Origin of the sequence: Streptomyces sp. NPDC093546 (assembly GCF_044765045.1) — a bacterium.
Lineage (GTDB): Bacteria > Actinomycetota > Actinomycetes > Streptomycetales > Streptomycetaceae > Streptomyces.
Genome location: NZ_JBIWJG010000009.1, coordinates 159,367 through 184,415 on the forward strand (window position 1 = coordinate 159,367; position 25,049 = coordinate 184,415).

At 71.6% G+C, this 25,049-nt stretch carries 19 protein-coding genes and 1 riboswitch; of the genes, 13 read left to right on the forward strand and 6 right to left on the reverse strand.

Going from position 1 to position 25,049, the window contains the following annotated elements:
• The first annotated feature begins 24 nt into the window (after positions 1–24).
• From ACIRNI_RS21065 to ACIRNI_RS21110, 10 genes are all read left to right on the forward strand, one after another.
• Positions 25–939 (forward strand): UbiA family prenyltransferase, encoded by a 915-nt coding sequence (locus ACIRNI_RS21065; RefSeq protein ID WP_403553108.1) that lies wholly within the window; start codon positions 25–27, stop codon positions 937–939.
• Between the two features lie 60 nt (positions 940–999).
• On the forward strand, positions 1,000–1,926 hold the full coding sequence (locus ACIRNI_RS21070; protein ID WP_403553110.1) for a hypothetical protein: 927 nt from the start codon (positions 1,000–1,002) through the stop codon (positions 1,924–1,926).
• A 271-nt stretch (positions 1,927–2,197) separates the two neighbouring features.
• Positions 2,198–5,056 (forward strand): PQQ-dependent sugar dehydrogenase, encoded by a 2,859-nt coding sequence (locus tag ACIRNI_RS21075; RefSeq protein ID WP_403553285.1) that lies wholly within the window; start codon positions 2,198–2,200, stop codon positions 5,054–5,056.
• Positions 5,057–5,085: 29 nt separating this feature from the next.
• Positions 5,086–6,855, forward strand: coding sequence for a ThuA domain-containing protein (locus tag ACIRNI_RS21080; RefSeq protein ID WP_403553111.1), 1,770 nt, complete (start codon positions 5,086–5,088; stop codon positions 6,853–6,855).
• Positions 6,856–6,985: 130 nt separating this feature from the next.
• Complete coding sequence (locus ACIRNI_RS21085; protein ID WP_403553113.1) at positions 6,986–8,140, forward strand: acyltransferase family protein; 1,155 nt, start codon at positions 6,986–6,988, stop codon at positions 8,138–8,140.
• Positions 8,141–8,289: 149 nt separating this feature from the next.
• The gene (locus ACIRNI_RS21090; RefSeq protein WP_403553115.1) at positions 8,290–9,801 is read left to right on the forward strand and encodes a Y4yA family PLP-dependent enzyme; all 1,512 of its coding nucleotides are present in this window, start codon (positions 8,290–8,292) and stop codon (positions 9,799–9,801) included.
• A complete protein-coding gene (locus tag ACIRNI_RS21095) occupies positions 9,798–11,120 on the forward strand; it encodes a pyridoxal-phosphate dependent enzyme (RefSeq protein WP_403553117.1) in 1,323 nt (440 codons plus the stop codon). The genes ACIRNI_RS21090 and ACIRNI_RS21095 overlap by 4 nt, the downstream gene beginning before the upstream one ends.
• Positions 11,121–11,133: 13 nt before the next feature.
• The gene (locus ACIRNI_RS21100) at positions 11,134–12,336 is read left to right on the forward strand and encodes an aminotransferase class V-fold PLP-dependent enzyme (protein WP_403553119.1); all 1,203 of its coding nucleotides are present in this window, start codon (positions 11,134–11,136) and stop codon (positions 12,334–12,336) included.
• A 50-nt stretch (positions 12,337–12,386) separates the two neighbouring features.
• Entirely contained in the window at positions 12,387–13,142 is a 756-nt protein-coding gene (locus ACIRNI_RS21105) for a class I SAM-dependent methyltransferase (RefSeq protein WP_403553121.1), read from the forward strand.
• 112 nt (positions 13,143–13,254) lie between these two features.
• Positions 13,255–13,530 carry a hypothetical protein gene (locus tag ACIRNI_RS21110; RefSeq protein ID WP_355366268.1) on the forward strand — a complete coding sequence of 92 codons (276 nt, stop codon included), beginning with the start codon at positions 13,255–13,257 and terminating at the stop codon, positions 13,528–13,530.
• Positions 13,531–13,540: 10 nt separating this feature from the next.
• Here ACIRNI_RS21110 and ACIRNI_RS21115 read toward each other — a convergent pair whose 3' ends face one another.
• Positions 13,541–14,305 carry a transglycosylase SLT domain-containing protein gene (locus tag ACIRNI_RS21115; protein ID WP_403553123.1) on the reverse strand — a complete coding sequence of 255 codons (765 nt, stop codon included), beginning with the start codon at positions 14,303–14,305 and terminating at the stop codon, positions 13,541–13,543.
• Positions 14,306–14,309: 4 nt separating this feature from the next.
• Positions 14,310–14,479: riboswitch (cyclic di-AMP (ydaO/yuaA leader) on the reverse strand.
• A 612-nt stretch (positions 14,480–15,091) separates the two neighbouring features.
• Here ACIRNI_RS21115 and ACIRNI_RS21120 point away from each other — a divergent pair.
• Entirely contained in the window at positions 15,092–16,564 is a 1,473-nt protein-coding gene (locus tag ACIRNI_RS21120) for a nucleobase:cation symporter-2 family protein (RefSeq protein WP_403553124.1), read from the forward strand.
• An 81-nt stretch (positions 16,565–16,645) separates the two neighbouring features.
• On the opposite strand, the gene ACIRNI_RS21125 is transcribed toward ACIRNI_RS21120, so the two are convergent.
• Entirely contained in the window at positions 16,646–17,362 is a 717-nt protein-coding gene (locus ACIRNI_RS21125; RefSeq protein ID WP_403553126.1) for a transcriptional regulator, read from the reverse strand.
• Between the two features lie 207 nt (positions 17,363–17,569).
• Here ACIRNI_RS21125 and ACIRNI_RS21130 point away from each other — a divergent pair, with 207 nt between their 5' ends.
• Positions 17,570–18,826 (forward strand): Tm-1-like ATP-binding domain-containing protein, encoded by a 1,257-nt coding sequence (locus ACIRNI_RS21130; protein ID WP_403553128.1) that lies wholly within the window; start codon positions 17,570–17,572, stop codon positions 18,824–18,826.
• Here the strand turns inward: ACIRNI_RS21130 and ACIRNI_RS21135 are convergent.
• The 4 genes from ACIRNI_RS21135 to ACIRNI_RS21150 form a co-directional block, all read right to left on the reverse strand.
• Positions 18,798–19,331 (reverse strand): GTP-binding protein, encoded by a 534-nt coding sequence (locus ACIRNI_RS21135; protein ID WP_403553287.1) that lies wholly within the window; start codon positions 19,329–19,331, stop codon positions 18,798–18,800. The two genes, ACIRNI_RS21130 and ACIRNI_RS21135, sit on opposite strands and share 29 nt — an antisense overlap.
• A 70-nt stretch (positions 19,332–19,401) precedes the next feature.
• Positions 19,402–19,767, reverse strand: coding sequence for a DUF742 domain-containing protein (locus ACIRNI_RS21140; RefSeq protein ID WP_403553130.1), 366 nt, complete (start codon positions 19,765–19,767; stop codon positions 19,402–19,404).
• The gene (locus ACIRNI_RS21145; protein ID WP_355366289.1) at positions 19,767–20,171 is read right to left on the reverse strand and encodes a roadblock/LC7 domain-containing protein; all 405 of its coding nucleotides are present in this window, start codon (positions 20,169–20,171) and stop codon (positions 19,767–19,769) included. Before ACIRNI_RS21145 ends, ACIRNI_RS21140 begins: the two co-directional genes overlap by 1 nt.
• Entirely contained in the window at positions 20,168–22,480 is a 2,313-nt protein-coding gene (locus ACIRNI_RS21150; protein WP_403553133.1) for a nitrate- and nitrite sensing domain-containing protein, read from the reverse strand. Before ACIRNI_RS21150 ends, ACIRNI_RS21145 begins: the two co-directional genes overlap by 4 nt.
• A gap of 346 nt (positions 22,481–22,826) precedes the next feature.
• Here ACIRNI_RS21150 and ACIRNI_RS21155 point away from each other — a divergent pair, with 346 nt between their 5' ends.
• Positions 22,827–25,046, forward strand: a complete 2,220-nt coding sequence (locus tag ACIRNI_RS21155) for an NADP-dependent isocitrate dehydrogenase (protein ID WP_403553135.1) — start codon at positions 22,827–22,829, stop codon at positions 25,044–25,046.
• Positions 25,047–25,049 lie beyond the last annotated feature (3 nt).

The following is a 25,049-nucleotide window of genomic DNA, read 5'->3' on the forward strand; positions in this document are numbered from 1 at the left end:
CCGTTGGGCGCCTACGATCACCGCGTGCGTGCCACCACCGACCAGGCCGGCACCGACCAGACCGGTACCGATGCCGACGCCCATGCCGACGCTCATGCCGTACGCGCCCGGCGCCGCGCCCTCCGCGCCTGCGGCGGGCTGCTGAGGGCCTGTCACCCGCTGCCCACGGCGGCCGTCACCCTGCTGGTCGCGGCGCTGGCCGCCACCGCCGGGCACGACCGGCGCGGCTGCCTGCTGCTGGCGGCCGCGGTGCTCGCGGGCCAGCTGTCGGTGGGCTGGAGCAACGACGCCGTCGACGCCCGGCGCGACCGCGCCGCCGAGCGGTACGCCAAGCCGGTGGTGTCCGGCGCGGTGGGCGTGACGGCCGTACGGGCCGCGGCCCTGGTGGCCCTGGCGCTCAGCGTGCCGCTCTCCCTGGCCTGCGGCCCGCTCGCCGGAAGCGTCCACCTCGCCGGTGTCGCCGCCGCGTGGGCGTACAACCTGGGCGTGAAGGCGACCGTGCTGTCCTGGCTGCCGTACGCGCTCGGCTTCGCCGCCCTGCCCTCCTTCGTCGCGCTCGCCCTGCCGGGGAGCCCGTGGCCCGCGTGGTGGGTGGCCGTCTGCGGCGCGTTGCTGGGCGTGGGCGCGCACCTGGGCAACGTGCTGCCCGACATCCCGTCGGACCTCGCCGCGGGGGTACGCGGCTGGCCCCAGCGGCTCGGCCCCGCCCGGGCGCGGGCGCTGATGCCGGTTCCACTGGTGGCGGCGTCCGCCGTGGCCGCGCTGTCCGGCGGCGGCTCCGGTCTCGCGGGCCTGCTCGGGTTGTCGGCGGCCGTCCTCGCCTCCGCGGTCGGCGCGCTCGCCGGGCGCCGCCGCGCCGAGGCGCCGTTCCGGGCGGCGATCGTCGTGGCGGCCATCGACGTGGCGATGCTCGTGGGGCGGGGAGCCGCGCTCACGTAACGCCCCTGCACATAGGATCCCGGGGATCATTCCGATCATCCGACCCTGGGGGGAACATCCATGTCACGTCACTCGCTCAGCCGCAGAAGACTGCTGGCCTCCACCGCCGGCGCGGGCGCCGCACTGGCGGCCGGCCCGGCGGCGGGCACCGCGTCCGCCGCCGACGCGCCGGCGCCCGACCCGTACCAGCTCAAGCTCCCGCACCAGATAGAGGCCGAAACCCTCGTCGAGTACCTGCGGATGCGGCCCTGGAGCGACGGCGCCAACCGCTACAAGACGGCGGGACAGTTCCCGGACGAGAACTCCGCGCTGGCCTGGGGCGCGCCCGGCCACCCCGAGCAGTTCTCCGCGCTCGCCCAGTGCTCGTCGTTCCTGACGATGGTCCTGCAGCGCGCCTACGGCACCGGAACGGCGTACGGCTGGGCCACCAGGGAGTACTTCGCCGAGCACTTCAAGACCGAGGCCGGCAAGTTCTACCCGACGGCCGAGAAGTTCCGCGAGGGCTTCGCGAACGCGGCGACCATCCCGCACTTCACCGGAGTCACCAAGCCGGTCAACCTCCGGCCCGGAGACCTGGTCGCCTTCGACTACGACGCGGACGTCACCACCGAGCCGTACACCGGGCACATCGTCATGATCCGCGAGCGCAAGGGCACGCTGGCGTCATCGGTGGACAGCCAGGTCGGCGAAGGCGTCATCCCGTACGTCTTCGAGATCGTCGACTGCACCAGCGACCCGCACGGAAACCCGGGCGCCTCCGCGGGCGCCGAGGCGACGTACCGCGCCTTCCCCGACACCCGTATCGAGGAGGCGGCCGGCGCCCCCACCGGCTGGACGGAGCACAACGGCGTCGGCTACGGCCACATGGTCTTCTACGCGGACCCCACCACGAAGCTCTTCGCCGGCTACCGCTGGAGCGTCAACTCCTCGACCCCCCGCAAGGCGGCCGACCGCCCGATCGCGGCGGCCCGCGTGTACCTGGGCTGAAACCGGACCACCACGCCCGGCGGGCCCACCGGCCCGCCGGGCGCTTTGTCCTGCGCGCGGAAGAAGTGGGGAATCCGCCTGCGAAAGGGGTTACGCGCCCGGACCAAGCCCGCTAACTTCCTTGAAATGAACCGGTCATGAGTCGACGGCCGGTGACCTTCGGCGCGACGGCGCGCGCCGGTGCTCCCCCGGCAGGCCCCTTCCCCGGCCTGCCGACCCCCACGGACACCTCACGGGAGACTCTGTGCGCAAAAAACCGTTCCGATCGTTCCTGCCCTCCGCACCCTCCGGATTACGTCGGACCCCGGCCCTCCTCCTCGCCGCGCTGCTGGGCGGCGCGCTCCTCGCCCCCGCCGGGCCGGCCGCGGCGGCGCCGCCCGCCCCCGAGGCGGCCCAGGCCGCCCAGGCCGCCGCGGCCGAGGAGTTCCAGCAGGTCACCCTCGCCAAGGGGGTGGCCGAAATGGGCGAGCCCATGACCATGGCGGTGCTCCCCGACCGCTCGGTGCTGCACACCTCGCGCGACGGCACCCTGCGCCTCACCGACGCCGCCGGCACCACCAAGGTCTCGGGCAAGCTCGACGTCTACACCCACGACGAGGAGGGCCTCCAGGGCGTCGGCGTGGATCCGGCCTTCGCCTCCAACCGGCACGTCTACCTCTACTACGCCCCCAAGCTCACCACCCCGGCCGGCGACGCCCCGGCCGACGGCACCGCCGCCGACTTCGCCCCGTACGACGGTGTGAACCGGCTCTCCCGCTTCACCCTCAACGCCGACGGCACCCTGAACACCAGCAGCGAGAAGAAGATCCTCGACGTGCCCGCGAGCCGGGGCATCTGCTGCCACGTCGGTGGCGACATCGACTTCGACGCGCAGGGCAACCTGTACCTGTCGACCGGCGACGACTCCAACCCCTTCGCCTCCGACGGCTACACCCCGATCGACGAGCGCGCCTCGCGCAACCCCGCGTACGACGCCCAGCGCTCCAGCGGCAACACCAACGACCTGCGCGGCAAGGTCCTGCGCATCAAGGTGGCCGCCGACGGCTCGTACACCATCCCGGCCGGCAACCTCTTCGCGCCCGGCACCGCGCGGACCCGCCCCGAGATCTACGCCATGGGCTTCCGCAACCCGTTCCGGATGAGCGTCGACAAGGCGACCGGCACCGTCTACCTCGGCGACTACGGACCGGACGCGGGCACCGCGAACCCCTCGCGCGGACCCGCCGGACAGGTCGAGTTCAACCGCATCACCAAGGCGGGCAACTACGGCTGGCCCTACTGTGTCGGCAAGAACGCCGCCTACACCGACTTCGACTTCGCCACCGGCACCTCCGGCGCGGCCTTCTCCTGCACCGCCCCGAAGAACACCTCGCCCCGCAACACCGGCCTGACCGACCTGCCGCCCGCGCAGCCCGCGTGGATCCCGTACGACGGCGGCTCGGTCCCCGAGTTCGGCAGCGGCTCCGAGTCCCCCATGGGAGGACCGGTCTACCGCTACGACGCCGCCTCCACCTCGCCCGTGAAGTTCCCGCAGAGCTACGACGGCAACTTCTTCGCCGGCGAGTTCGGCCGCAAGTGGATCAAGCGCATCGCGCAGACCGCCGACGGCACCGTCCAGTCCATCAACGCCTTCCCCTGGAGCGGCACCCAGGTGATGGACATGGCCTTCGGCCCGGACGGCGCCCTGTACGTCCTCGACTACGGCACCGGCTACTTCAACGGTGACGCGAACTCCGCGCTGTACCGCATCGAGCACATCACCGGAGGCCGCTCCCCGGTCGCCCAGGCCAAGGCCGACCGCACCTCCGGCAAGGCCCCGCTCACCGTGGCCTTCTCCTCCGCGGGCAGCTCCGACCCCGACGGCGACCCGCTCACCTACCGCTGGACCTTCGGCGACGGCGCCGTCTCGACCGCCGCGAACCCGTCCCACACGTACACGGCCAACGGCCAGTACACCGCCACCCTCACCGTCTCCGACTCCACGGGCCGCAGCGCCGGCGCCTCCGTCCAGGTGACCGTCGGCAACACGGCACCCACCGTGAAGCTCGAACTGCCCGTGGACGGGCGGATCATCGACCCCGGCGCGGCGGTCCCCTTCAAGGTCACCGTGACCGACCCCGAGGACGGAACCATCGACTGCTCCAAGGTCAAGGTCACCTTCATCCTCGGCCACGACAGCCACGGCCACCCGCAGACCTCGGCGACCGGCTGCTCCGGCACCGTGCAGACCATCGCGGACGGCGAACACGACCCGAACGCCAACGTGTTCGGCGTCTGGGACGCCGAGTACACCGACAAGGGCGCGAACGGACAGCCCGCGCTCACCAGCCACGACCAGCACATCAGCCAGCCCAGCCACCGGCAGGCCGAGCACTACGGCGGGTCCTCGGGCGTCCAGGTCGTCAGCCACACCGCCGCCCACGGCGGCAAGACGGTCGGCTACATCGACAACGGCGACTGGATCTCCTTCACGCCGTACGCGCTCGACGACGCCGAGCGGTTCACCGCCCGCGTCTCCTCCGGCGGGACGGGCGGCACCATCGAGGTACGCGCCGGCTCGCCCACCGGCACCCTGCTGGGCACGGTGACGGTGCCCGTCACCGGCGGCTGGGAGACCTTCCAGGAGGTCACCACCCCGCTGACCAACCGGCCCGCCTCCTCCACCACCCTCCACCTCGTCTTCAAGGGCGGCACGGGCGCGCTCTTCGACGTGGACGACTTCCACTTCACCACCACGGGCACCGGCACCCGGACGGGTGAGGTGAAGGGCGTCAACGGCAAGTGTCTGGACGTGGCGGGGGGTTCGTCGGCCGACGGTACGCAGGCGCAGCTGTGGTCCTGCAACGGCTCGGCGGGCCAGAAGTGGACGCTGCCCGGTGACGGCACGGTGCGCGCCCTCTCCAAGTGCCTGGACGTGAGCGGCGGCGGCTCGGCGGACGGCACGAAGATCCAGCTGTGGACGTGCAACGGCACCGGCGCCCAGAAGTGGCAGGCGCGCGCCGACGGGACGGTGCTGAACGCGCAGTCCGGCAAGTGCCTGGACGCCGAGGGCGCGACCTGGAACGACGGCACCCGGGTCCACCTGTGGACCTGCCACACCGGAGCCAACCAGAAGTGGACGCTGCCGTAACCCCGCCACAGAGAAGGAGGTGTCACACCATGCGACGCAACACGTTACTCAAGGCAGGCTCCTGGCTCGCCGGCGCACTGCTGTGCACGGCGGGCGCACTCGCGGCCCCGGTGGCTTCCGCCGCCCCCGCGGCGGTTCCTCACGCGGCGGTGCCTCGGGAAGCCGCCGCCGACCCCGCGTACAAGGTCCTCGTCTTCTCGAAGACGGCGGGCTTCCGCCACTCCTCCATCGACGAGGGGATCGGCGCGCTGCGCGAGCTCGGCGGCGCCCACAACTTCACCGTGGACGCCACCGAGGACGCCCAGGCCTTCACCACCGGCAACCTCGCCCAGTACAAGGCCGTCGTCTTCCTCTCCACCACCGGTGACGTGCTGAACGCCACGCAGCAGACGGCGTTCGAGGGGTACGTCCAGGGCGGAGGCGGCTACGTCGGCATCCACGCGGCCGCCGACACCGAGTACGACTGGCCCTTCTACGCGGGCCTCGCCGGGGCGCTGTTCCACTCCCACCCGCACAACCAGACCGCCACCCTCAAGGTCGAGGACCGCGCGCACGACGCCACCGCCCACCTGGGCGCGAGCTGGCAGCGGTTCGACGAGTGGTACAACTACCGCACCAACCCGCGCGCCACCGCCCACGTCCTCGCCTCGCTCGACGAGACGAGCTACACCGGCGGGAACATGGCCGGCGACCATCCGATCTCCTGGTGCAAGGACTACCAGGGCGGCCGCGCCTTCTACACCGGCGGCGGCCACACCGAGGCGTCCTACACCGAGCCGGCCTTCCGCCGCCACCTGCTGGGCGGCATCCGCTGGGCCGCGGGCATGACCGAGGCCGACTGCCGCCCGGAGTCCGGCTACACGGCGCTCTTCGACGGCTCCGGCACGGCGGGCTGGCAGCAGGCCGGCCCGGGCTCCTTCACCCTCGCCGACGGGACGCTCACCTCGCAGGGCGGCCTCGGCATGCTGTGGTACTCCGCGAAGGAGTTCACCGGCGACTACTCCCTCAAGCTCGACTGGCGCATGACCGACGACGACAACTCCGGCGTCCTCGTCGGGTTCCCGGCGTCCGGCGACCCCTGGTCCGCGGTGAACAACGGCTACGAGATCCAGATCGACGCCACCGACACCCCCGACCGCACCACGGGATCCGTGTACGGCTTCAAGTCGGCCGACACCGCCGCCCGCGACGCCGCGCTGAACCCGCCGGGGGAGTGGAACACGTACGAGATCCGCGTCACGGGCGAACGCCTGGAGGTCTTCCTCAACGGCCGCAAGATCAACGACTTCACCAACACCGACCCGGCCCGCAGCCTCCGCCAAGGCCACATCGGCCTCCAGAACCACGGCGACGGCGACCAGGTCTCGTTCCGCAACGTCCGGATCAAACCGGCGGCCACCACACCTCCGCCCACCACCCGGACGGGTGAGGTGAAGGGCGTCAACGGCAAGTGTCTGGACGTGGCGGGGGGTTCGTCGGCCGACGGTACGCAGGCGCAGCTGTGGTCCTGCAACGGCTCGGCGGGCCAGAAGTGGACGCTGCCCGGTGACGGCACGGTGCGCGCCCTCTCCAAGTGCCTGGACGTGAGCGGCGGCGGCTCGGCGGACGGCACGAAGATCCAGCTGTGGACGTGCAACGGCACCGGCGCCCAGAAGTGGCAGGCGCGCGCCGACGGGACGGTGCTGAACGCGCAGTCCGGCAAGTGCCTGGACGCCGAGGGCGCGACCTGGAACGACGGCACCCGGGTCCACCTGTGGACCTGCCACACCGGAGCCAACCAGAAGTGGACCCTGCCCTAGGAGAGGGACCGGCCCCGGGAGCCGTTCGACTCCCGGGGCCGCCTCGGGCAGCTGCTTACGTGTTCGAACCCGCTGGTACAGTCCTGGGGCTTCCTCCACCCCCGAGCGCCCACAGGAAGAACAGGACAACGTGAGCCAGGTCAGCACTCCCACGCAGCCGATCCCATGGGAGGCGCAGCCGCCGAGCGTCACCCCGGCCAAGGCCGCGGCAGCAGGGGGCCGTATATACGCGCTCGACGGACTGCGGCTGATCGCGGCGGTCGTCGTGATGCTCTTCCACTTCCTGGGGGTGGACGCGGCGCTCAAGGCCCACTGGGAGCAGTCCCCGAAGGTCTTCGCCCCCAACGCCTTCGGCGTGGCCGTGTACGGCCACTACGGCGTTCAGCTGTTCTTCCTCATCAGCGGCTTCGTCATCTGCATGTCGGCCTGGGGCCGTACTCCGCGCCAGTTCGTCAGCGCCCGCTTCGTACGGCTCTTCCCCGCCTACTGGGTCTCGGTCGTCGCCGTCGCGCTCCTGTGGCGCCTCCTGCCGGACGGCCAGCGGCGCGTGCCCAGTCTGAGCGAGTCGCTGGCCAACCTCACCATGATCCAGAAGGCCCTCGGCGCCCGGAACCTGGCCGGCGTGTACTGGACACTGTGGGTGGAGCTCTGCTTCTACCTGCTGTTCCTCATCGTGGTGTGGAAGGGACTGACCTACGCCCGGGTCTCCTGGTTCGCCTGGCTCTGGCTGTTGGGCAGCACCCTCGTGCCGGGCAACGGCGATGTCGTTCCGCTGTACGAGATCTTCGCCTCCCCGGGGAACGCGCCGTTCTTCGTCGGCGGTATCGGCATGTACCTCCTGTACCGCTTCGGCCCCGACCTGCAGAGCGTCTGCCTGGTCGCGGCCAGCTGGCTGGTCGCCCAGTACGAGACCTACGTCAGCCTGCGGATCAAGGCCGCCGAGGCGAAACCGGGCGCCTTCGTCGAGAACCCCTACATCGCCGTGGCCGTCATCACCGGCTGCTTCCTCATCGTCCTGGCCATCGCCCTGCACCTCCTCGACGGCGTCAAGTGGCGCTGGCTCGCCACCGCAGGAGCGCTCAGCTACCCGCTGTATCTCATCCACGCCGAGTTCGGCTGGGCCGTCATCCGCGTCCTCGACGACCGCATCGGCGTCTGGCCCACCGTCGCCGTCGCCTGCGTGTCCATGATGGTCGCGGCAGCGCTCCTCCACTGGTGTGCCGAGAAGCCCCTCGCCCGCCGGGTCCGTCGTGCCGTGGACCGCGTGGGCACGCGCCACGGCTGACGCGGTAGCCCCCCGGCGGTCACTTCCGGCAACAGCGCCGCCGAGCTCCATCCCCGACCCCGCCGCGCGGCATAACCGGCGCCGACGTGGATAGGACCATATGGCCGACGTGACGGCCGTCGGCTTTCCTCGTCGGGAGGACTGCTGCCATGGGGGACGCCCCCTTGTTGTCGGACGTGTCGCCGGACGACCCGCCCCTGTACCTGGAGCCGCGGCTGGCGCCGCTCGCCGCGGCGCTGCTGGAGGGCGGGGCGTTCCTCCACGCGCTCGTGGACGCGCTCGGGTCACCGCTCAACGTGGTGCTGCCCGACCAGATCGCCGAGAACGCCGAGCGCTTCCGCGCCGTCTACCGGCGGCACAGCCTGGGCGGGCGGATCTTCTTCGCGCACAAGACGAACCGTTCCAGCGCCCTGGTCCGGCGGCTCGCCGCGACCGGCCCCGGTGTGGGGGTCGACGTCGCCTCGCTCGGCGAGCTGCAGCACGCCCTCGGCGCCGGGTTCGGGCCGGACCGGATCGTGGCGACCGGGCCCAAGGACCCGGACTTCCTCTGGCTCGCCGTCCTCACGGGGGTCACCGTCAACGCCGACGGCGCCGAGGAGCTCGACCGGGCCGCCGCCCTGGTCCGCGACCACGGATTACCCCGCGTCCGCGTGCTGCTGCGCCTGTCGGACTTCGACACCGGCACCGGCGTCAGGCGCCTGTCCCGCCGCAGCCGCTTCGGCACGCCCGCCGCCTCGCTGGCCCGGCTGCTGGACGCGGCCGAGCGCCACCGGGACCAGCTGGATCCCGTGGGCGTCGCGTACCACCTCGACACCACCAGCCCCGACGAGAAGGCCACCGCGCTCGCCGGCTGCCTGCGCGCGATGGAGGAGTTGCGGAAGCGGGGCTTCGGCCCGCGCGTCATCGACATCGGCGGCGGCTTCGGCGTCGACTACCTCGCGCACGCCGACCAGTGGGAGCGGTACACCACGGCGCTCACCGACGCCGTCATGGGCCGCCGCCCGCCGCTCACCTGGGGCGGCCACGGCTACGGCCTCCACGCCGAGAACGGCACCCTGCGCGGCTCGCTCGGCCTCTACCCCGCCCATCGCGAGGTCACCGGCGCCGCCTACCTCGACGAGCTGCTCTCCCGCCCGGCCCCAGGCCTCGACCGCCCGCTCGGCACGCTGCTCCTGGAGAGCCTCCACGACCTGTACACCGAGCCCGGCAGAGCGCTGGCCGACCAGTGCGGGCTGTCGCTCGCCCGCGTGCTGGAGGTGCGGCGTACGGACGCGGGGGAGACGTTCGTACGCCTCGCGATGAACGCGGGCGACGTCAGCCTGGAGGACCACGGCGTCCTCATGGACCCGATCCTGCTGCCCAGGGACCCCACGCCTGCGGACACACGAGGGCCCGTGGGCGTCCACCTCATGGGCAACCTGTGCCTGGAGGCGGACCTGATCACCCGCAGGACCGTCTTCCTGCCCCGGCTGCCGCGCCCCGGCGACCTGCTCGCCTTCGCCAACACCGCCGGCTACTGCATGGACTTCGGCGCCACCCGGGCGCAACAGCAGCCCGTGGCCCGCAAGGTTGCCGTCCACCGCGCCGACGACGGCTCCTGGCACTGGTGCCTCGACGAACAGTACTGGCCGCACACACCCCCTGGGGGACCACAGGCATGAGGTACGAGAGCATCACCGACGCCATCGGCGACACCCCGCTGGTCCGCATCGACCCGGCCGTGCACGGTCTGCGCAGCATCGACCTCTACGCGAAGCTGGAGATGATGAACCCCTTCGGGTCGGTCAAGGACCGGGCCGCCTGGAACATGGTCCGCGACGGCCTGCCCGGCGCCCGCGAGCGCGGCGAGACCATCGTCGAACTGTCCAGCGGCAACACCGCCAAGGCGCTCGCCCTCATCGCGGGCATGCACGGCATCGCGTTCAAGAGCGTCACCAACCGGATGCGCATACCCGAGATCAAGGACCTGCTCCTGCTGCTGGGCGCCGAGATCGAGGAGCTTCCCGGCCAGAGCGAGTGCCTCGACCCGACCGCCACCGACGACCCGCTCACCCTCTTCCACCAGCGGCTGGGCGCGCCCGACAGTGCCCACCTCCACACCGACCAGTACTTCAACACCCGCAACACCGAGGCGCACGCCCAGGGCACCGGCCCGGAGATCGTGGCCGACCTCGACGGCCGCGCCCCCGACTGGTTCGTCGCCTGCGTGGGCACCGCCGGTTCCTCCACGGGCGTCGCCCGGGCGCTGCGCGCCCACACCCCGGGGGTCGGGGTTGTCGGGCTCGTCGCGGAGAAGTCCGACTTCATCCCCGGCATCCGCACCATCGACGAGGTGCAGGAGGTCGGCCTGTTCGACCCGGCGACGTACGACACCATCGACACGGTGAGCGCGGACGACGCCATCGACGGCATGCTGACGCTGGTCCGGCGCTGCGGCATCCTCGCCGGGCCCACCGGAGGGGCCGCGTACCACGGCGCGGTGCGCCACCTGCGGGCGCTCGACACCGAGGCATCGGACCACCGCCGCACGGCCGTCTTCATCGTCTGCGACCGCGTCGAGAGCTACCTCGGCTACGTCCGCAAGCGCAGGCCCGAGCTGTTCGGCCTGCCGCCCGCGAAGAACTCCGTGGCGACGCTCTCGGACGGCGAGGTGCGCTCGGCCACCGTCATCGACGTCGCCGACGCCCGCAAGTGGATCGCGGCGGAGGACCCCCTCGTGGTCGACCTGCGCGGCCCGTTCGCGTACGGCGCCCTCCACATCGACGGCTCCGTCAACATCGTCGACGAGCTCTTCGACGAACTCCTCCGGGGCGGCCTGCCGTTCAGCAAGAGCCGGCCCGTGCTGCTCGCCTGCCCCGTCGGCGAGAAGTCCGCCCGCTACGCGGCGCTGCTGACGCGCATGGGGCATCCCGACGTACGGAGCCTGGCGGGCGGCATCATCGCGTGGCGCGACGCGGGCGCGCCCCTGGTGCGTGACTGACATGGCGTACGGCATGCGACACGACACCGAGCACGACCTGAAGGAGCTGGCGGACTGGCAGCGCCCGCTGCGCGCCCAGTTCCCCCAGATCGCGGCGCATCCCGCGTCGGCCTACCTGGACAGCGCGGCCACGGCCCAGAAGCCGCAGGCCGTGCTCGACGCCGTCCAGACCTACCTGACCACGACGAACGCGAACGCCGGCCGCGGCTCCTACCCGTGGGCCAACCACACCACCGCGCTGGTCGAGGGCGCCCGGGACCGGGTCAAGGAGTTCCTGGGCGACCCGGAGCCGGACCGCTCGGCGGTGCACTTCACCAGCGGGGCCTCGGAGGGGCTGCGCGCCGTCGCCCGCGACTGGCTGCCGGAGCTGCTCCGCGACGGCGACGAGATCGTGGTGCCGTTCGCCGACCACCAGGCCAACCTGGAGCCCTGGCGGGAGGCGGAGCTGCTGCTGGCCCGGCAGGGCGTGCGGATACGGCTGCGGGAGCTGCCGTACCAGGCGAGCTCGGGGGACTACGACCCCGAGGCCCTCGCCCGTGTGGTGGGCCCGCGCACCCGCTTCGTCGCGGCCACCCACGTGCATCACGTCTACGGCGCCGACATGAACGTCCACCGCGTCCGCGCGGTGGTCGGCCCGGACGTGCCGATCTGCCTGGACGCCGCCCAGAGCGTGGGCCATCTGCCCGTCTCGGTGGCCGACCTCGACGTGGACTTCGTCGTCTTCTCCGGCCACAAGGCGCTCGCCCTGCCCGGTACGGGCGCGGTCTGGGCGCGCGGGCGGCGCGGTCCGGAGTTCCGGCCGAGCGGCTGGCAGGGCACCCCGAACACGGCCGGTGTCGTCAGTCTCACGGCGGCCCTCGACTGGCTGGACGCGGCGGGCACGGACCGCATCGAACGGTGGACCGTGGCCCTGGCGGCCCGGCTGACCGACGGACTGGCCCGGATGGACGCCTACGAGGTGCTGGGCTGCCGCTCCAGCCTGGACGCCGCCTCCACGGTGCAGCGCCGCCGGCACGTCGTGGCCTTCCGGCACCGAGAGATCGGCTCCCAGGACCTCGGCTTCATCCTCTACAGCCACGGCTTCATGGTGCGCTCCGACAGCCACTGCCAGGCGGGAGCGGACCCGGGGGACGGCTCGGTGCGGATCAGCCTGCACGTGTACAACTCACCCGAGGAGATCGACGGGCTGCTCACCGCACTCGCTAGTCTGCAATGATTTCCATGACCGATTAGATGGCATGGCGAGAAGGCAGAGGTGCGGGGGACATGAGTGTCAGCACGGTGGCGGCCGCGCGATGGGTGGACCGCTGGGAGAGACAGCAGCAGCGGTACGCGATCGACCGCGAGGAGGCGTTCACCGTCATCGCCGACATCGTCGAGGGCGTGACGGCGGACCGGCGGGCGCCCCTCGTCCTCGACCTGGGCAGCGGGCCCGGCTCCCTGGCCGCGCGCCTGGCCCGCCGGATGCCCCGCGCCCGGGTCGTGGCGGTCGACGCCGACCCGCGCCTCCTGGAGCTCGGCCGGGCCTACTACGGTCCGGCCGTGCGGTACGTGGAGGCCGTCATCGGCGAGCCCGGCTGGCTGGACGCCGCCGGGACGGCCGGGCCGGTGGACGCGGCCGTCTCCACGACGGCGCTGCACTACCTCAGCGAGCGCACCCTGCGCCGCGTCTACCGCGACCTCGCCGGGCGGCTGCGCCCCGGCGGGGTGCTGGTCAACTGCGACCACATCTGTCCCGACTCCGCGAAGCTCGGCGAGCTGGCCCTGCACATCGGGCGCCGACGGGCCGAGCGGGAACCGGCCGTCGCCGACGACGACTGGGAGACATGGTGGTCCGGGGTCGCCGCCGACCCGGAGCTGGCGCCGCTGTTCTCCGCCCACCGCCACCACCGGCACCCGCGCTGCGAGGGAAACGACCTGACCCTCTCCGGGCACCTCGCCCTGCTGCGCGAGGCCGGCTTCGAGGAGGCGGGAGCGGTCTGGCAGTTCGGCAACAGCCATGTCCTCGTGGCCGTGCGCTGACCGCGTGCGCCAACCGGGTTCGCCGACCACGTCCCGTGGCGTCACGGCTCCTTCACGCAACCGCCCCGCTCCGCCGGTCGCGCGACCGGCGGAGCGGGGTCAGCATGGGAACGTGACGTGGGCATCGTGGACGACGGTCCGGGTCTTCGCCGGACGCGGTGGCGTGAGCACCGACACGGTCGGTGTCATCACCGGTGAACTCGACGTGCACACCACCTGGGTCGACGGCGAGGCACGGGTGGCCGTGCAGCACAGCGGGGCCTCCGACTGGTTCCCGATGAGCGGCAGTCCTGTGCCGTGCTCGTCGGAGGAGGCCAGCCGCGTGCTGCACGACGCCGTGGTGGAAGCCGTGCGGTCCGGCGGCGGGGCGACCGTCCCCCGCCCGTGAGGCCGGCGGCTCAGTACGCGCCGAAGACGTTGTCGATCGACCCGTAGCGGTCGGCGGCGTAGTTGCAGGCGGCGGTGATGTTGGCGACCGGGTCGTACGGGTCGGTCGACGTGCCGGGCACGTGGTACGCGCGGAACGTGGGGTCGATGACCTGGAGGAGACCCTTGGACGGGGTGCCCGCGGCGGCGTTGGAGTCCCAGTTGTTGATGGCGAGCGGGTTGCCGGAGGACTCGCGCAGGATGTTGCGGTGGATGCCCTCGTACGAGCCGGGAATGCCGCGCTCGGCCATGATGGCCAGCGCTTCCTTGATCCAGCCGTCGAGGTTGTTCGCGTACGTCGCGGGCTTGGCGGCGGGCTTCGCCGTCTTCGCGAGCGCCGGCCGGGCGGTCGAGCGGCTGGCCCGCTCGGTCGACGCGGGCGCGGCGGTGGACTTCGCGCCGATGGTGAGCTTCATGCCGGGGCGGATCAGCGACGGGTTGTCGCCGACGACCGACTTGTTGTCCTCGTACAGCTTCTTCCAGCCGCCGCTGACGCCGTGGTCCTGTGCGATCTCGGAAAGGGTGTCGCCCGCGGTCACGGAATACGTGACGGGCGACGCCGGGGCCTTTTTCGCGGCGGCGGCAGGCGCCGCATTCGGCGTCGCGTTCGGCGCCGCCTCGGCCGCGGTGGCACCGAACAGGGGAAGGGCGAGTGCGGCGCCGCCCGTGCCCGCGGCGACGAAACGGCGGGCGAGCGGATTGTTCTTGGGACGACGGTGCTTACCCTGTGCGGGCATGGCGCATTCCTCTCCGTCGCCTGCGAGGTGAGCTGTCGGGTTCGGGCTGGAGATGCCCGGCCGCGACGCACACACGAGGGCGTGCGCGCGCGACTTCACCCCGAGCCTTTCCGTTTCCGGATCGGCGGCTTACCTGGTTCCCCCGCTCCTGCCGTACGTCGGTGGGTGAGTGGGTGCGGATTCCGGGCGGCGGCAGGATTCGGCGGTCCGACCGGATTGCCGTGACGGTAAGCGAGAGCCGTGGGCGGGAACAAGGCGCGAAACGCGCACGCGTGGTTACGGAAACGCCATGAAGTCGCTGCTGCCGGAAAGTCAATTCTCTTTCCCAGCAGGGGAAATGCGCCGGGGAGGGTGCTTTCCCGTGCGACGCGAGGTGAGTCATGTCACGGCGCGCGCAAACAGCCCTCGAAGTGGTGTTGTTGAAGAAATCTCTCAAGTAAGCCCATATATCTCCGAAACCAGAGATATATGGGCGAAAGGGGCGTCTGGCGGGACGGGGGAGCGGTGAGTGCTGTTCCGGTTACTCGCGAGGAACGTCCGACGTCAACTAGGGTGAGCGCCCCGATCGGCTCCACCTGCGGATCTCATGCGCAGGGCGGCTTCGTCATGCCGATCGAAGGAAAGTCCTCAAACCAGGACGCACATCCAAGCGCAGGGCGACGTGGTGTCGGCAACTCCGCCAGACGTCGGCTCCGTACGGGCCGACGAGGCCTCGTCCTGATACATCCGGGCTCCGAGGCGTCGGCTCCTCTCTCATTCACCTACCTCTTGTAAGGCAAGGCAGAGATGGCACGAGTCTCCCGACGGCACTCCGGGACGCAGACGCATCCCGTCGACGAACTGCTCCCCCTCCCGCAGCTCACGCTCTACGGCTTCCAGCACATCCTCGCGTTCTACGCGGCGGCCGTCATCGTCCCCGTACTCCTCGGAAACGCCCTCGGGCTCTCCGACGAGCAGCTGGTCCACCTGATCAACGCGGACCTGCTGACCTGCGGCATCGCCACGATCATCCAGGCGCTGGGCGTCTGGAAGGTCGGCGCGCGACTGCCCCTGGTGCAGGGCGTCACCTTCACCGCCGTCTCCCCCATGGTCGCGATCGGCATAGGCGCGGGCGGCGGCACCGCCGGTCTGCTGGTCGTCTACGGCGCGGTCATCACGGCCGGCATCGCCACGTTCCTCTGCGCGCCGTTCTTCGGCAGGCTGGTGAAGTACTTCCCGCCCGTCGTCATCGGCACGATCCTCACCATCATCGGCATCACGCTCATCCCGGTGGGCCTCCAGAACGCCGCCGGCGGCTCCCACCTCGTCGGCGACCCCGCCTACGGCTCCGGAAAGAACCTCGCCTACGCGCTCGGCACCCTGCTCCTGATCCTGGTCGTGGTCCGGCTCGGCAAGCCGATCCTCAGCAGCCTCGCCGTGCTCATCGGACTCGTCGTGGGCACGGCCGTCGCCTGGGTCCTCGGCGACGCGCACTTCGACGCGGTGGCGGACGCCGCCTGGTTCGGCGTCACCACGCCCTTCCACTACGGCATGCCGCAGTTCGAGCTGCTGCCCATCGTCGCCATGGTCGTCGTCATGCTGATCACGATGGTGGAGACGACCGGCGACGTGTACGCCATCGGCGAGATCGCGCGGAAGAAGGTCGACAGCGACACCGTCACGCGCGCGCTGCGGGCCGACGGCATGTCCACGATGCTCGGCGGTATCTTCAACTCCTTCCCCTATGTGGCATTCGCGGAGAACATCGGACTTGTCCGCATGTCCCGGGTGGTGAGCCGCTTCGTGGTGGTGGCCGCCGGTGTCTTCATGATCCTGCTGGGGCTGCTGCCCAAGGCCGGCAGCCTGGTCGCCGCGATCCCGCACCCCGTGCTCGGCGGCGCGGCGATCTCGATGTTCGGCATGGTCGCGGCGGTCGGCATCCAGATCCTCGCCAAGGTGGACCTGCGCGAGGAGCGCAACGCCATCATCCTGGCGGTGAGCCTCGGTGCGGCGATGCTGCCCACGACGGTCAAGCCGTTCTTCGAGCGCATGCCGGACGACGTACGCGCGGTGCTGGACAGCGGCATCACGCTGGGCGGGCTCACCGCCATCGTGCTGAACCTGTTCTTCAACGCGTTCACGCGGCGCAAGGCGATGGAGATCGACTGGGAGGACTACGAGGACGAGGCCCCGCCCGCTCCGGGTGCCCCGTCCGCCCACCCCGCCCACCCGGCCCCGGGTGCCCACCCCACCCCCGGTGCCGGCGCCACCTGGCGCTGAGCCCTTCTCGCAGCAGGACGGCCGACGGCCCCCGGATCGTCCGGGGGGCCGTCGGCCGTCCGCGCCTCGCGGGGTCTCCGGTCAGAAGCCGTCGAACGGCGGCTCGTCGCCCGCCTCACCGATCAGCTCCCAGAAGTGGTCCACGAGCCGGTGCAGGAACGCCGAGCGCTCCGCCGCGACCTCCTTCAGCCGGGCGTCGCCGTTGCGGGCCATCAGGTGACCCATGTACCGCTCGGAGAACTCCGCGAACTCCGTGTGCATCGTGCGCAGGGCGTCCCCCACCGAGGTCTCGTCGACGACCACGATCTCCGCGACCGGCGCCACATGGACCTTCCAGCGGCCCTCGATGGCCGTGCGGAGGTGCCGGGCCAGCTCCTCGTCACGGCCCATGAGGCCCACCAGCTGGCGCAGGGTCAGCCCCAGGGCGTCCACCAGCGCCCTGGTCTGCCGGATGTCGCCGTCCCAGCGGTGCGCCGCCTCCGCGGTCCGGTAGGCGGCGGGGTCCATGCCGATCCGGTGCGCCAGCCGCTCCACGCTGAGCTTCCGGGCCAGCCGGTGCTCCGCGAGGGTGCGCGGCTCGATGCCCATGAGGGTGGTGGCGGAGCACCACAGCACGTCGGCGAGTGCGAAGAGGTGGGGTTCGGAGGGGAGGTGGGATCCCTGTTCCCAGGCGGCGATCAGGTCGGGGTGGACGGGAACACCGCACGCGGCCATGGACTGGGCGACCTGCGAGGTCGTCAGGCCCATCCGGGCTCGCGCCGCTCTGGCCTCTCGGGGGGAGAAGGGAGTGCTGTACACGAAGGACCCCTAAACGCACTGAAGAGAGTGGATGAACATCCAGGAGCGGGCAGGCTAACAGATGGTCCAGTGGTAGGAAGCGTCAAAATCCCTTCGATAGCAAGGCGATATTCCTTTGTAGGCTTTCGTTCGTTGGTCGGATGTTTCCGGTCGGTAGTCGGACGGGCGGTCTTGCCACCACAGGGTCCGCGCCGGGAAAGTACGGCCATGACGATGGTCGTACTGGTGGGGACCCTGGACACCAAAGGGCTGGAGTACGGGTGGCTGCGCGAGCGGCTGCTGCGGCGGGGCGTCGACGTCGTGGTCGTCGACACCGGCGTGGCCGGCTCCCCCCGGATACCCGCCGACGTGGAGCGCGCCGAGGTGGCCCGGGCCGCCGGAGTGGACCTGGAGGCGCTACGCGCCCGGGGGGACCGCGGCGCGGCGGTGACGGCGATGGCGCGCGGCGCCGAGGCGACCGTCCTGCGGCTCCACCGGGAGGGACGGCTGCACGGCGTGCTGGCCATCGGCGGCAGCGGCGGCACGTCCATCGCCACCCGCGCCATGCGCGCCCTGCCGCTCGGGGTGCCGAAGGTGATGGTCTCCTCGATGGCGGCGGGCGACGTCTCGCCGTACGTCGGTTCCGCCGACATCACCATGATGTACAGCGTGGTCGACATCGCCGGGGTGAACCGGGTGTCGGAGCCGATCCTGGCGAACGCCGCCGACGCCGTCGCCGGCATGGCCGAGGGCTTCGCCGCCGCCTCCCGGGCGCTGGTCCCGGGGGAGTGGGGCGGGGACGGCGCGCCGCCGGTCGCGGCGAGCATGGCGGGAGTGACCACGCCCGGCGTCGACGCGGCCCGCGAGCGGATGACGGAACTCGGCTACGAGGTCCTGGTGTTCCACGCCAGCGGCGCGGGCGGCCGCACCCTCGAATCACTGGCCGGGCAGCGCCTGTTCGCCGGCGTGCTGGACCTGACGGTCTGCGAGCTCGCCGACGACCTGTACGGGGGCCTCCTCACCGCCGGGCCCGACCGGCTCACCGCCGCCGGGCGCGCGGGGGTGCCGCAGGTGGTGAGCCCGGGCGCGCTGGACATGGTGAAGTTCGGCCCGGTCGACACCGTCCCGGAGCGGATGCGCGACCGGCACGTCCACGTGCACAACCCGTCCATCACGGTGGTGCGTACGACGGAGGAGGAGTGCGCCGAACTGGGCCGCCTTCTGGCGGCGAAGCTGCGCGGCGCCACCGGGCCGACCGCCGTGTGCCTGCCGCTGCGCGGACTGTCCACGCTGGGGCAGCCGGGCGGCCCGTACCACGACCCGGCCGCCGACAAGGCGCTGTTCGACGCCCTGCGGGACGGGCTGCGGGGCAGCGCGGTCGAGGTCGTCGAGGTGGACACGCACATCAACGACCCGTCGTTCGGCCGCGCCGCCGCGAAGCTGCTGCACCGCATGATCACACGGGTATCGACGACTTCTCGATGAGCAGGTCCAGCAGCGACAGCAGCGTCTCACGGACGTCGCCCCGGCGCCGCGCGTCCAGCAGGAGGACGGGGGTGTCCGGGTCGCGCAGCCGCAGCGCCGCCTTGATCTCCTCGGCGGTGTACGGCTGTTCGCCGTGGAAGCAGTTGGCGCCGACCACGAACGGCAGCCCGCGGTTCTCGAAGAAGTCGACCGCCGCGAAACTGCGGTCCAGGCGCCGGGTGTCCACGAGGACGATGGCGCCGAGCGCGCCGTTCAGCAGGTCGTCCCACATGAACCAGAAGCGCTCCTGGCCCGGCGTACCGAAGAGGTAGAGGACGACCCCGGCGTCGGTGAGGGTGATCCGGCCGAAGTCCATCGCCACGGTCGTCACGGCCTTCGACTCGACGCCCGCGAGGTCGTCGACGCCGACCCCCGCGGCCGTCAGCCGCTCCTCCGTGCGCAGCGGCTCGATCTCGGAGACCGTCTCGACCAGGGTCGTCTTGCCCACGCCGAAGCCTCCGGCGATGAGGATCTTGACGGGAGCCGCTTCCTCGAAGGAGTCCTCGAAGGAGTCCTGGGAGGGGTCCTGGGACGGGTCAGATACGGGCAAGGTTGTCCCTGATTCTCATGAGCAGGCGGGTGTTGGTGGTCTCGGACTCCTCCAGGGGCGGCCGGTGGTGGATCAGCCCGCGGTCCGCGAGCTCCCCGAGGAGCAGCGTCGTCGGAGTCAGGCGCATGCGCATCCGGGCGGCGATCTCCGCGACCGCCAGACCGTTCGGCGGCGGGCACATGGCCAGGACGGCCTGCCACTCCGTGGGCAACCCGCCCTGCGCGTCCGCGGCGACCGCCGCCGTGACGGTGGTGTCCATGGTCAGGGCGGTGTGCGGAGCGGCCGTACGGCCGTCGGTGAGGGCGTACAGCCGCGTCCGCCGACGGCCCGCGCCTTGCGGCTCGTCCGTCATCAGGATGTGGGCGCTTGGGTGCGTTCGGGTGTGCCCAGCCACTCGCCGAGCGCCTGCGCGGTGCGCACCGCCTCGCCGCCCAGCTCGCCCAGGCGCGCCTTGCGGGAGGTCACGACGATGAGGGTGCTGCCCTCGCCGCAGCCGACGATGCACAGGTACCGGTCGTCCATCTCGACCAGCTGGCGGATCACCCGGCCGCCGTCGATCTCCCGGGAAATCGCCTTCATCGTGGCCGCGATGCCCGAGGACGCCGCGGCGACCCGCTCGGCCTGGGGCCGGTCCAGCAGGTAGGCGCTGAGTTTGATGCCGTCGTTGGAGAGGAGCACGGCGCCCTGGATGCCGGCGATCCGGCTCAGGTTGTTGTCCAGGACGCTGTAGATCATGTCGTTCGATGCCGTCGTCATGGCTGATCCCGTCGGAGCTCTTGTTCGACTTGCTGGGTTCCGTGTTCGTAGTCCGACCAGGCGTCGGCCACTTCCTCGGGTGTCGCCGTGTCGGGGGCGACCGTTGCTTCCGGAGCGCGCGGTTCGCGCAGCTGCCGGACCATGTGGGTCTGGGGGACGCGCTCGGGCAGCGGCGGGCGCCCGCCGCCCGGCCGCGGCGCCGGCACGCTGTCCTCGGGCGCGTCCTGCGCCTGGTCCTGGGTCGTGCCCTGCGCCCGTACCGGGAGCCGGTCCTGTCTGCGGCGCACCGGCAGGCCCGCCGCGCCGACGTGCAGCACCAGCTCGGGCTTGCGCTCCTCGGAGCGCTCCTCCACGCGGCGCGGCGCGGGCAGCGGCGATGCGGGCAGCGGCGTCGGCCGCCGTACGGGAAGGGGCTCGGACTCGGGCCCGGTCGGGACCAGGTGCTCGGCCGGGATGATCACCACGGCCGAGGTCCCGCCGTACACGGACCTGCGCAGCGTGACCCTGGCCCCCAGCTGGTCGGCGAGGTGCCCGACCACGAACAGACCCAGCCGGTGCGCGTTCTCGGCGAGGACGGCGTACGGCGGCGCCGAGTGCAGGCGCCCGTTCATCTCCTCGTACGCCGCCGGCGTGACGCGCGGCCCCCGGTCCTCGATCTCGACCGACAGCCCGTCGGCGACCAGTTCGGCCCGGATGACGACCTTCGACCGCGGCGGGGAGAACCGGGTGGCGTTGTCCAGCAGCTCCGCCAGCAGGTGGCTGATCTGGCTGATCACCCGCGGCTCCACGCTGATCTCGTCCAGCGCCTGCCGCTCGATCCGGCGGAAGTCCTCGACCTCGGCGGCCGCCTCGCGCAGCAGGTCGGCCACGCGCATGGGCTCCGTGTGCGGGTCCGGGATCTCGCCGCCCGCCAGGATGAGCAGGTTCTCGATCTGCCGCCGCATGCCGACCGTCAGCTGGTCGGACCGCATCAGCTGGGCCAGCAGCGTCTCGTCGTGGCCGAAGGAGTCCTGGAGCTCCTCGGTGAGGCTCAGCTGACGGCTGACCAGGTTCCCGGTACGCGAGGCGATGCCCGAGGCGAACATGCCGAAGCCGTGACGCTCCGCCGCGAGCTGCCGGTGCCCGTCCACGGACACCTCGACGACCCGCGCGAACGCGTCGCTGATCCGCCCCACTTCGTCGCCGTCCCCGCTGACCCGGGGCAGCGCGTCGGCGTCGACCGGGCGGCCGCGCTGGAGCCGGGCCACGACGTCCGGCAGCGTCCGCTCGGCGACGGTCACCGTGCTCTCGTGCAGCCGCCTCAGGCGCCGCAGCACCGACCGCGTGGTGAACGCGACGCCGGTCGCGACGAGCAGCAGCGCACCCGCGCTGCCCGCGATCAGCCAGGTGACCTCGGTCTCCAGGGCGTCCGCCTTGGCGTTGGCGCGAGCGAGCAGCGCCCGCGAACGCTCGGCGTTCAGCGCGTTCAGCTCCGGGGCCCACTGCGCGTGCGCGGCCCGCCAGCCGCTCACCTCGCGGGGCAGTTTCACGCCGAAGTCGAGGTCCTTGTGATCGGACATGACCGCGTTCTCGATGCGGCCCTTGGTCTGCCAGGCGTCCGAACCGACGAGCTGCGAGTAGAGCTCGTTCTCACCGGGGGCCAGGTACGGCACGACCCAGGTGTCGTACAGATAGCGGTGGGCGCCGACGGCGTTGACGAAGTCGGAGAAGCGGGTGGCGCTCAACTCCCGGGAGGGGCCCGCCAGCGCGAGGATCGTGTCCTGCCGCGCCACCATCTCCGACGCCGAGAACATGGTGACGACCACCCGGCTCTCCAGCGTGAGCTCGGCGTCCTCGGTGTGGCTGAACTCGTCCTGGTAGAAGCGGATCACCTGGCCGATGACGCCGTTGTAGTACGCCATCACGCTGTCGGCGCTGCTGCTGCGGACGTCGGTGCGCTCCCGGTAGGCGGGCAGGTCGTCCAGAGCCTCCGTCACCTCCTGGAGGCGGCGGTCGGCCTGCGCGGAACGCGCGCCCGCGCCGCCGGCCCGGCGGAACTCCGCCGCCGCCCGGTCGGTGGCCGCCCGCTGCCTGCGCAGCTCGTCCTCCGCCGTGGCCGTACCCGACCACCGCTCGGCGGTCAGCGCCCGCTCGGCCTGCATCTCGACCATGAGCGCGAACAGCGGCGACCCGATCCGCTCACCGGCCGCCACATCGGCGCGCAGATGGTGCGACTGCGCCAGCAGGCGGTCCGCGGTCACGGCGGTCTGCGTGCCCATCGCCACGGTGGGCACCACCGCGAGACCGATGAGCAGGGTGCGCAGGCGCACGGGGCGCCGCCGACGCGGCTTCGGCTGGGGGAGGGGACCTTCGGGTTCTATGGGAGACATCCGTCCTCGGAGCGGAGAAGGCGGGGACCGGCCGGCAACCGGGTGCGGCACAGCCCTGGGGAGGGGCTCGGGGACGGCCGGTCCGGCTGCGGTGGGGACGAGCGAGAAGGATGCCGATCATAACCAGCCAGGGAAAGAAATGGAGCCGTTGCCTCCATGGATGATTTCTGGTATGGGCCCCCGGCGGCGCGCCGCCACACACCGGTCCCGGGCCCCTGTCGAGAACAGGTCGATCAGGAGATATCTTGATGTCGAGCAATGTTGCAGACGTGGAGCGGAGCACCCGGTGACTGACTCGACCATCATCTATACGCACACTGACGAGGCCCCGGCCCTGGCGACGTACTCGTTCCTGCCCGTGGTGCAGGCGTATGCCTCGACGGCCGGTGTCACCGTGGAGACGCGTGACATCTCCCTGGCGGGCCGGATCATCGCGGTCTTCCCGGAGTACCTCCAGGAGGGGCAGCGCATCGACGACGCCCTCGCCGAGCTGGGCGACCTGGCCAAGACCCCCCAGGCCAACATCATCAAGCTGCCGAACATCTCGGCGTCGATCCCGCAGCTGAAGGCCGCCATCGCCGAGCTGCGCGAGCAGGGCTACGCACTCCCGGACTACCCGGACGACCCCAAGACCGACGAGGAGCGCGAGATCCGCGCCCGCTACGACAAGGTCAAGGGCAGCGCGGTCAACCCCGTCCTGCGCGAGGGCAACTCCGACCGCCGCGCCCCCGCGTCGGTCAAGAACTACGCGAAGACCCACCCGCACCGCATGGGCGCGTGGAGCGCCGAGTCGAAGACGAACGTCGCGACCATGGGCGAGAACGACTTCCGCTCCACCGAGAAGTCCGCGGTCGTCTCCCAGGACGACACGCTGCGCATCGAGTTCGTCGGCGAGGACGGCACCACCACCGTTCTGCGCGAGTCGGTCCCGGTCCTCGCGGGCGAGGTCGTCGACGCGTCCGTCATGCGCGCCGCCGCGCTGCGCGAGTTCCTCTCGGCCCAGGTCGAGCGCGCCAAGGCCGAGGGTGTGCTCTTCTCCGTGCACCTGAAGGCCACGATGATGAAGGTCTCCGACCCCATCGTCTTCGGCCACGTCGTACGCGCCTTCTTCCCGAAGACGTTCGCCAAGTACGGCGAGGCGCTGACCGCCGCCGGCCTGTCCCCGAACGACGGCCTCGGCGGCATCCTCAAGGGCCTGGAGGCCCTCCCGAACGGTGCCGAGATCAAGGCCTCCTTCGACGCCGAGCTCGCCGAGGGCCCCGAGCTCGCCATGGTCGACTCCGACAAGGGCATCACCAACCTCCACGTGCCGTCCGACGTCATCGTCGACGCCTCCATGCCGGCCATGATCCGCACCTCCGGCCACATGTGGGGCCCGGACGGCCAGGAGCACGACACCCTCGCGGTCCTGCCCGACAGCAGCTACTCCGGCGTCTACCAGGCCGTGATCGACGACTGCCGCGCCCACGGCGCCTTCGACCCGGCCACCATGGGCTCCGTGCCCAACGTGGGCCTCATGGCGCAGAAGGCCGAGGAGTACGGCAGCCACGACAAGACCTTCGAGATCGCCGCCAACGGCACGGTCCGCCTCGTCGACCAGGCCGGCGATGTCGTCCTGGAGCAGCCCGTCTCCACCGGCGACATCTTCCGCGCCTGCCAGACCAAGGACGCGCCGATCAAGGACTGGGTCAAGCTCGCCGTCACCCGCGCCCGCGCCACCGGCGACCCGGCGGTGTTCTGGCTCGACGAGACCCGCGCGCACGACGCCCAGCTGATCGCCAAGGTCAAGCAGTACCTGCCGGAGCACGACACCGAGGGCCTGCAGATCGAGATCATGTCCCCGGTGGAGGCCACGAAGTTCTCCCTGGAGCGCATCCGCCGCGGCGAGAACACCATCTCCGTCACCGGCAACGTGCTCCGTGACTACCTCACGGACCTCTTCCCGATCCTGGAGCTCGGCACGAGCGCCAAGATGCTCTCGGTCGTCCCGCTGATGAACGGCGGCGGCCTGTTCGAGACGGGCGCCGGCGGCTCCGCGCCCAAGCACGTCCAGCAGCTGGTCAAGGAGAACTACCTGCGCTGGGACAGCCTGGGCGAGTTCCTGGCCCTCGCGGTCAGCTTCGAGCACCTCGCCACCACCACGGGCAACGCCCGCGCCAAGGTGCTCGCCGACACGCTCGACCGCGCGACCGGCACCTTCCTCAACGAGGACAAGTCGCCCTCCCGCCGCCTCGGCGGCATCGACAACCGCGGCAGCCACTTCTACCTGGCCCTGTACTGGGCGCAGGAGCTGGCGAAGCAGACCGACGACGCCGAGCTGGCGAAGGCGTTCGCCCCGCTCGCGCAGACGCTCACCGACAACGAGCAGAAGATCGTCGACGAGCTGATCGCGGTGCAGGGCAAGCCGGTCGAGATCGGTGGCTACTACCACCCCGACCCGGCCAAGTGCGCCGCCGTCATGCGTCCGTCGGAGACGTTCAACCAGGCGATCGCGACCCTGGGCTGACGC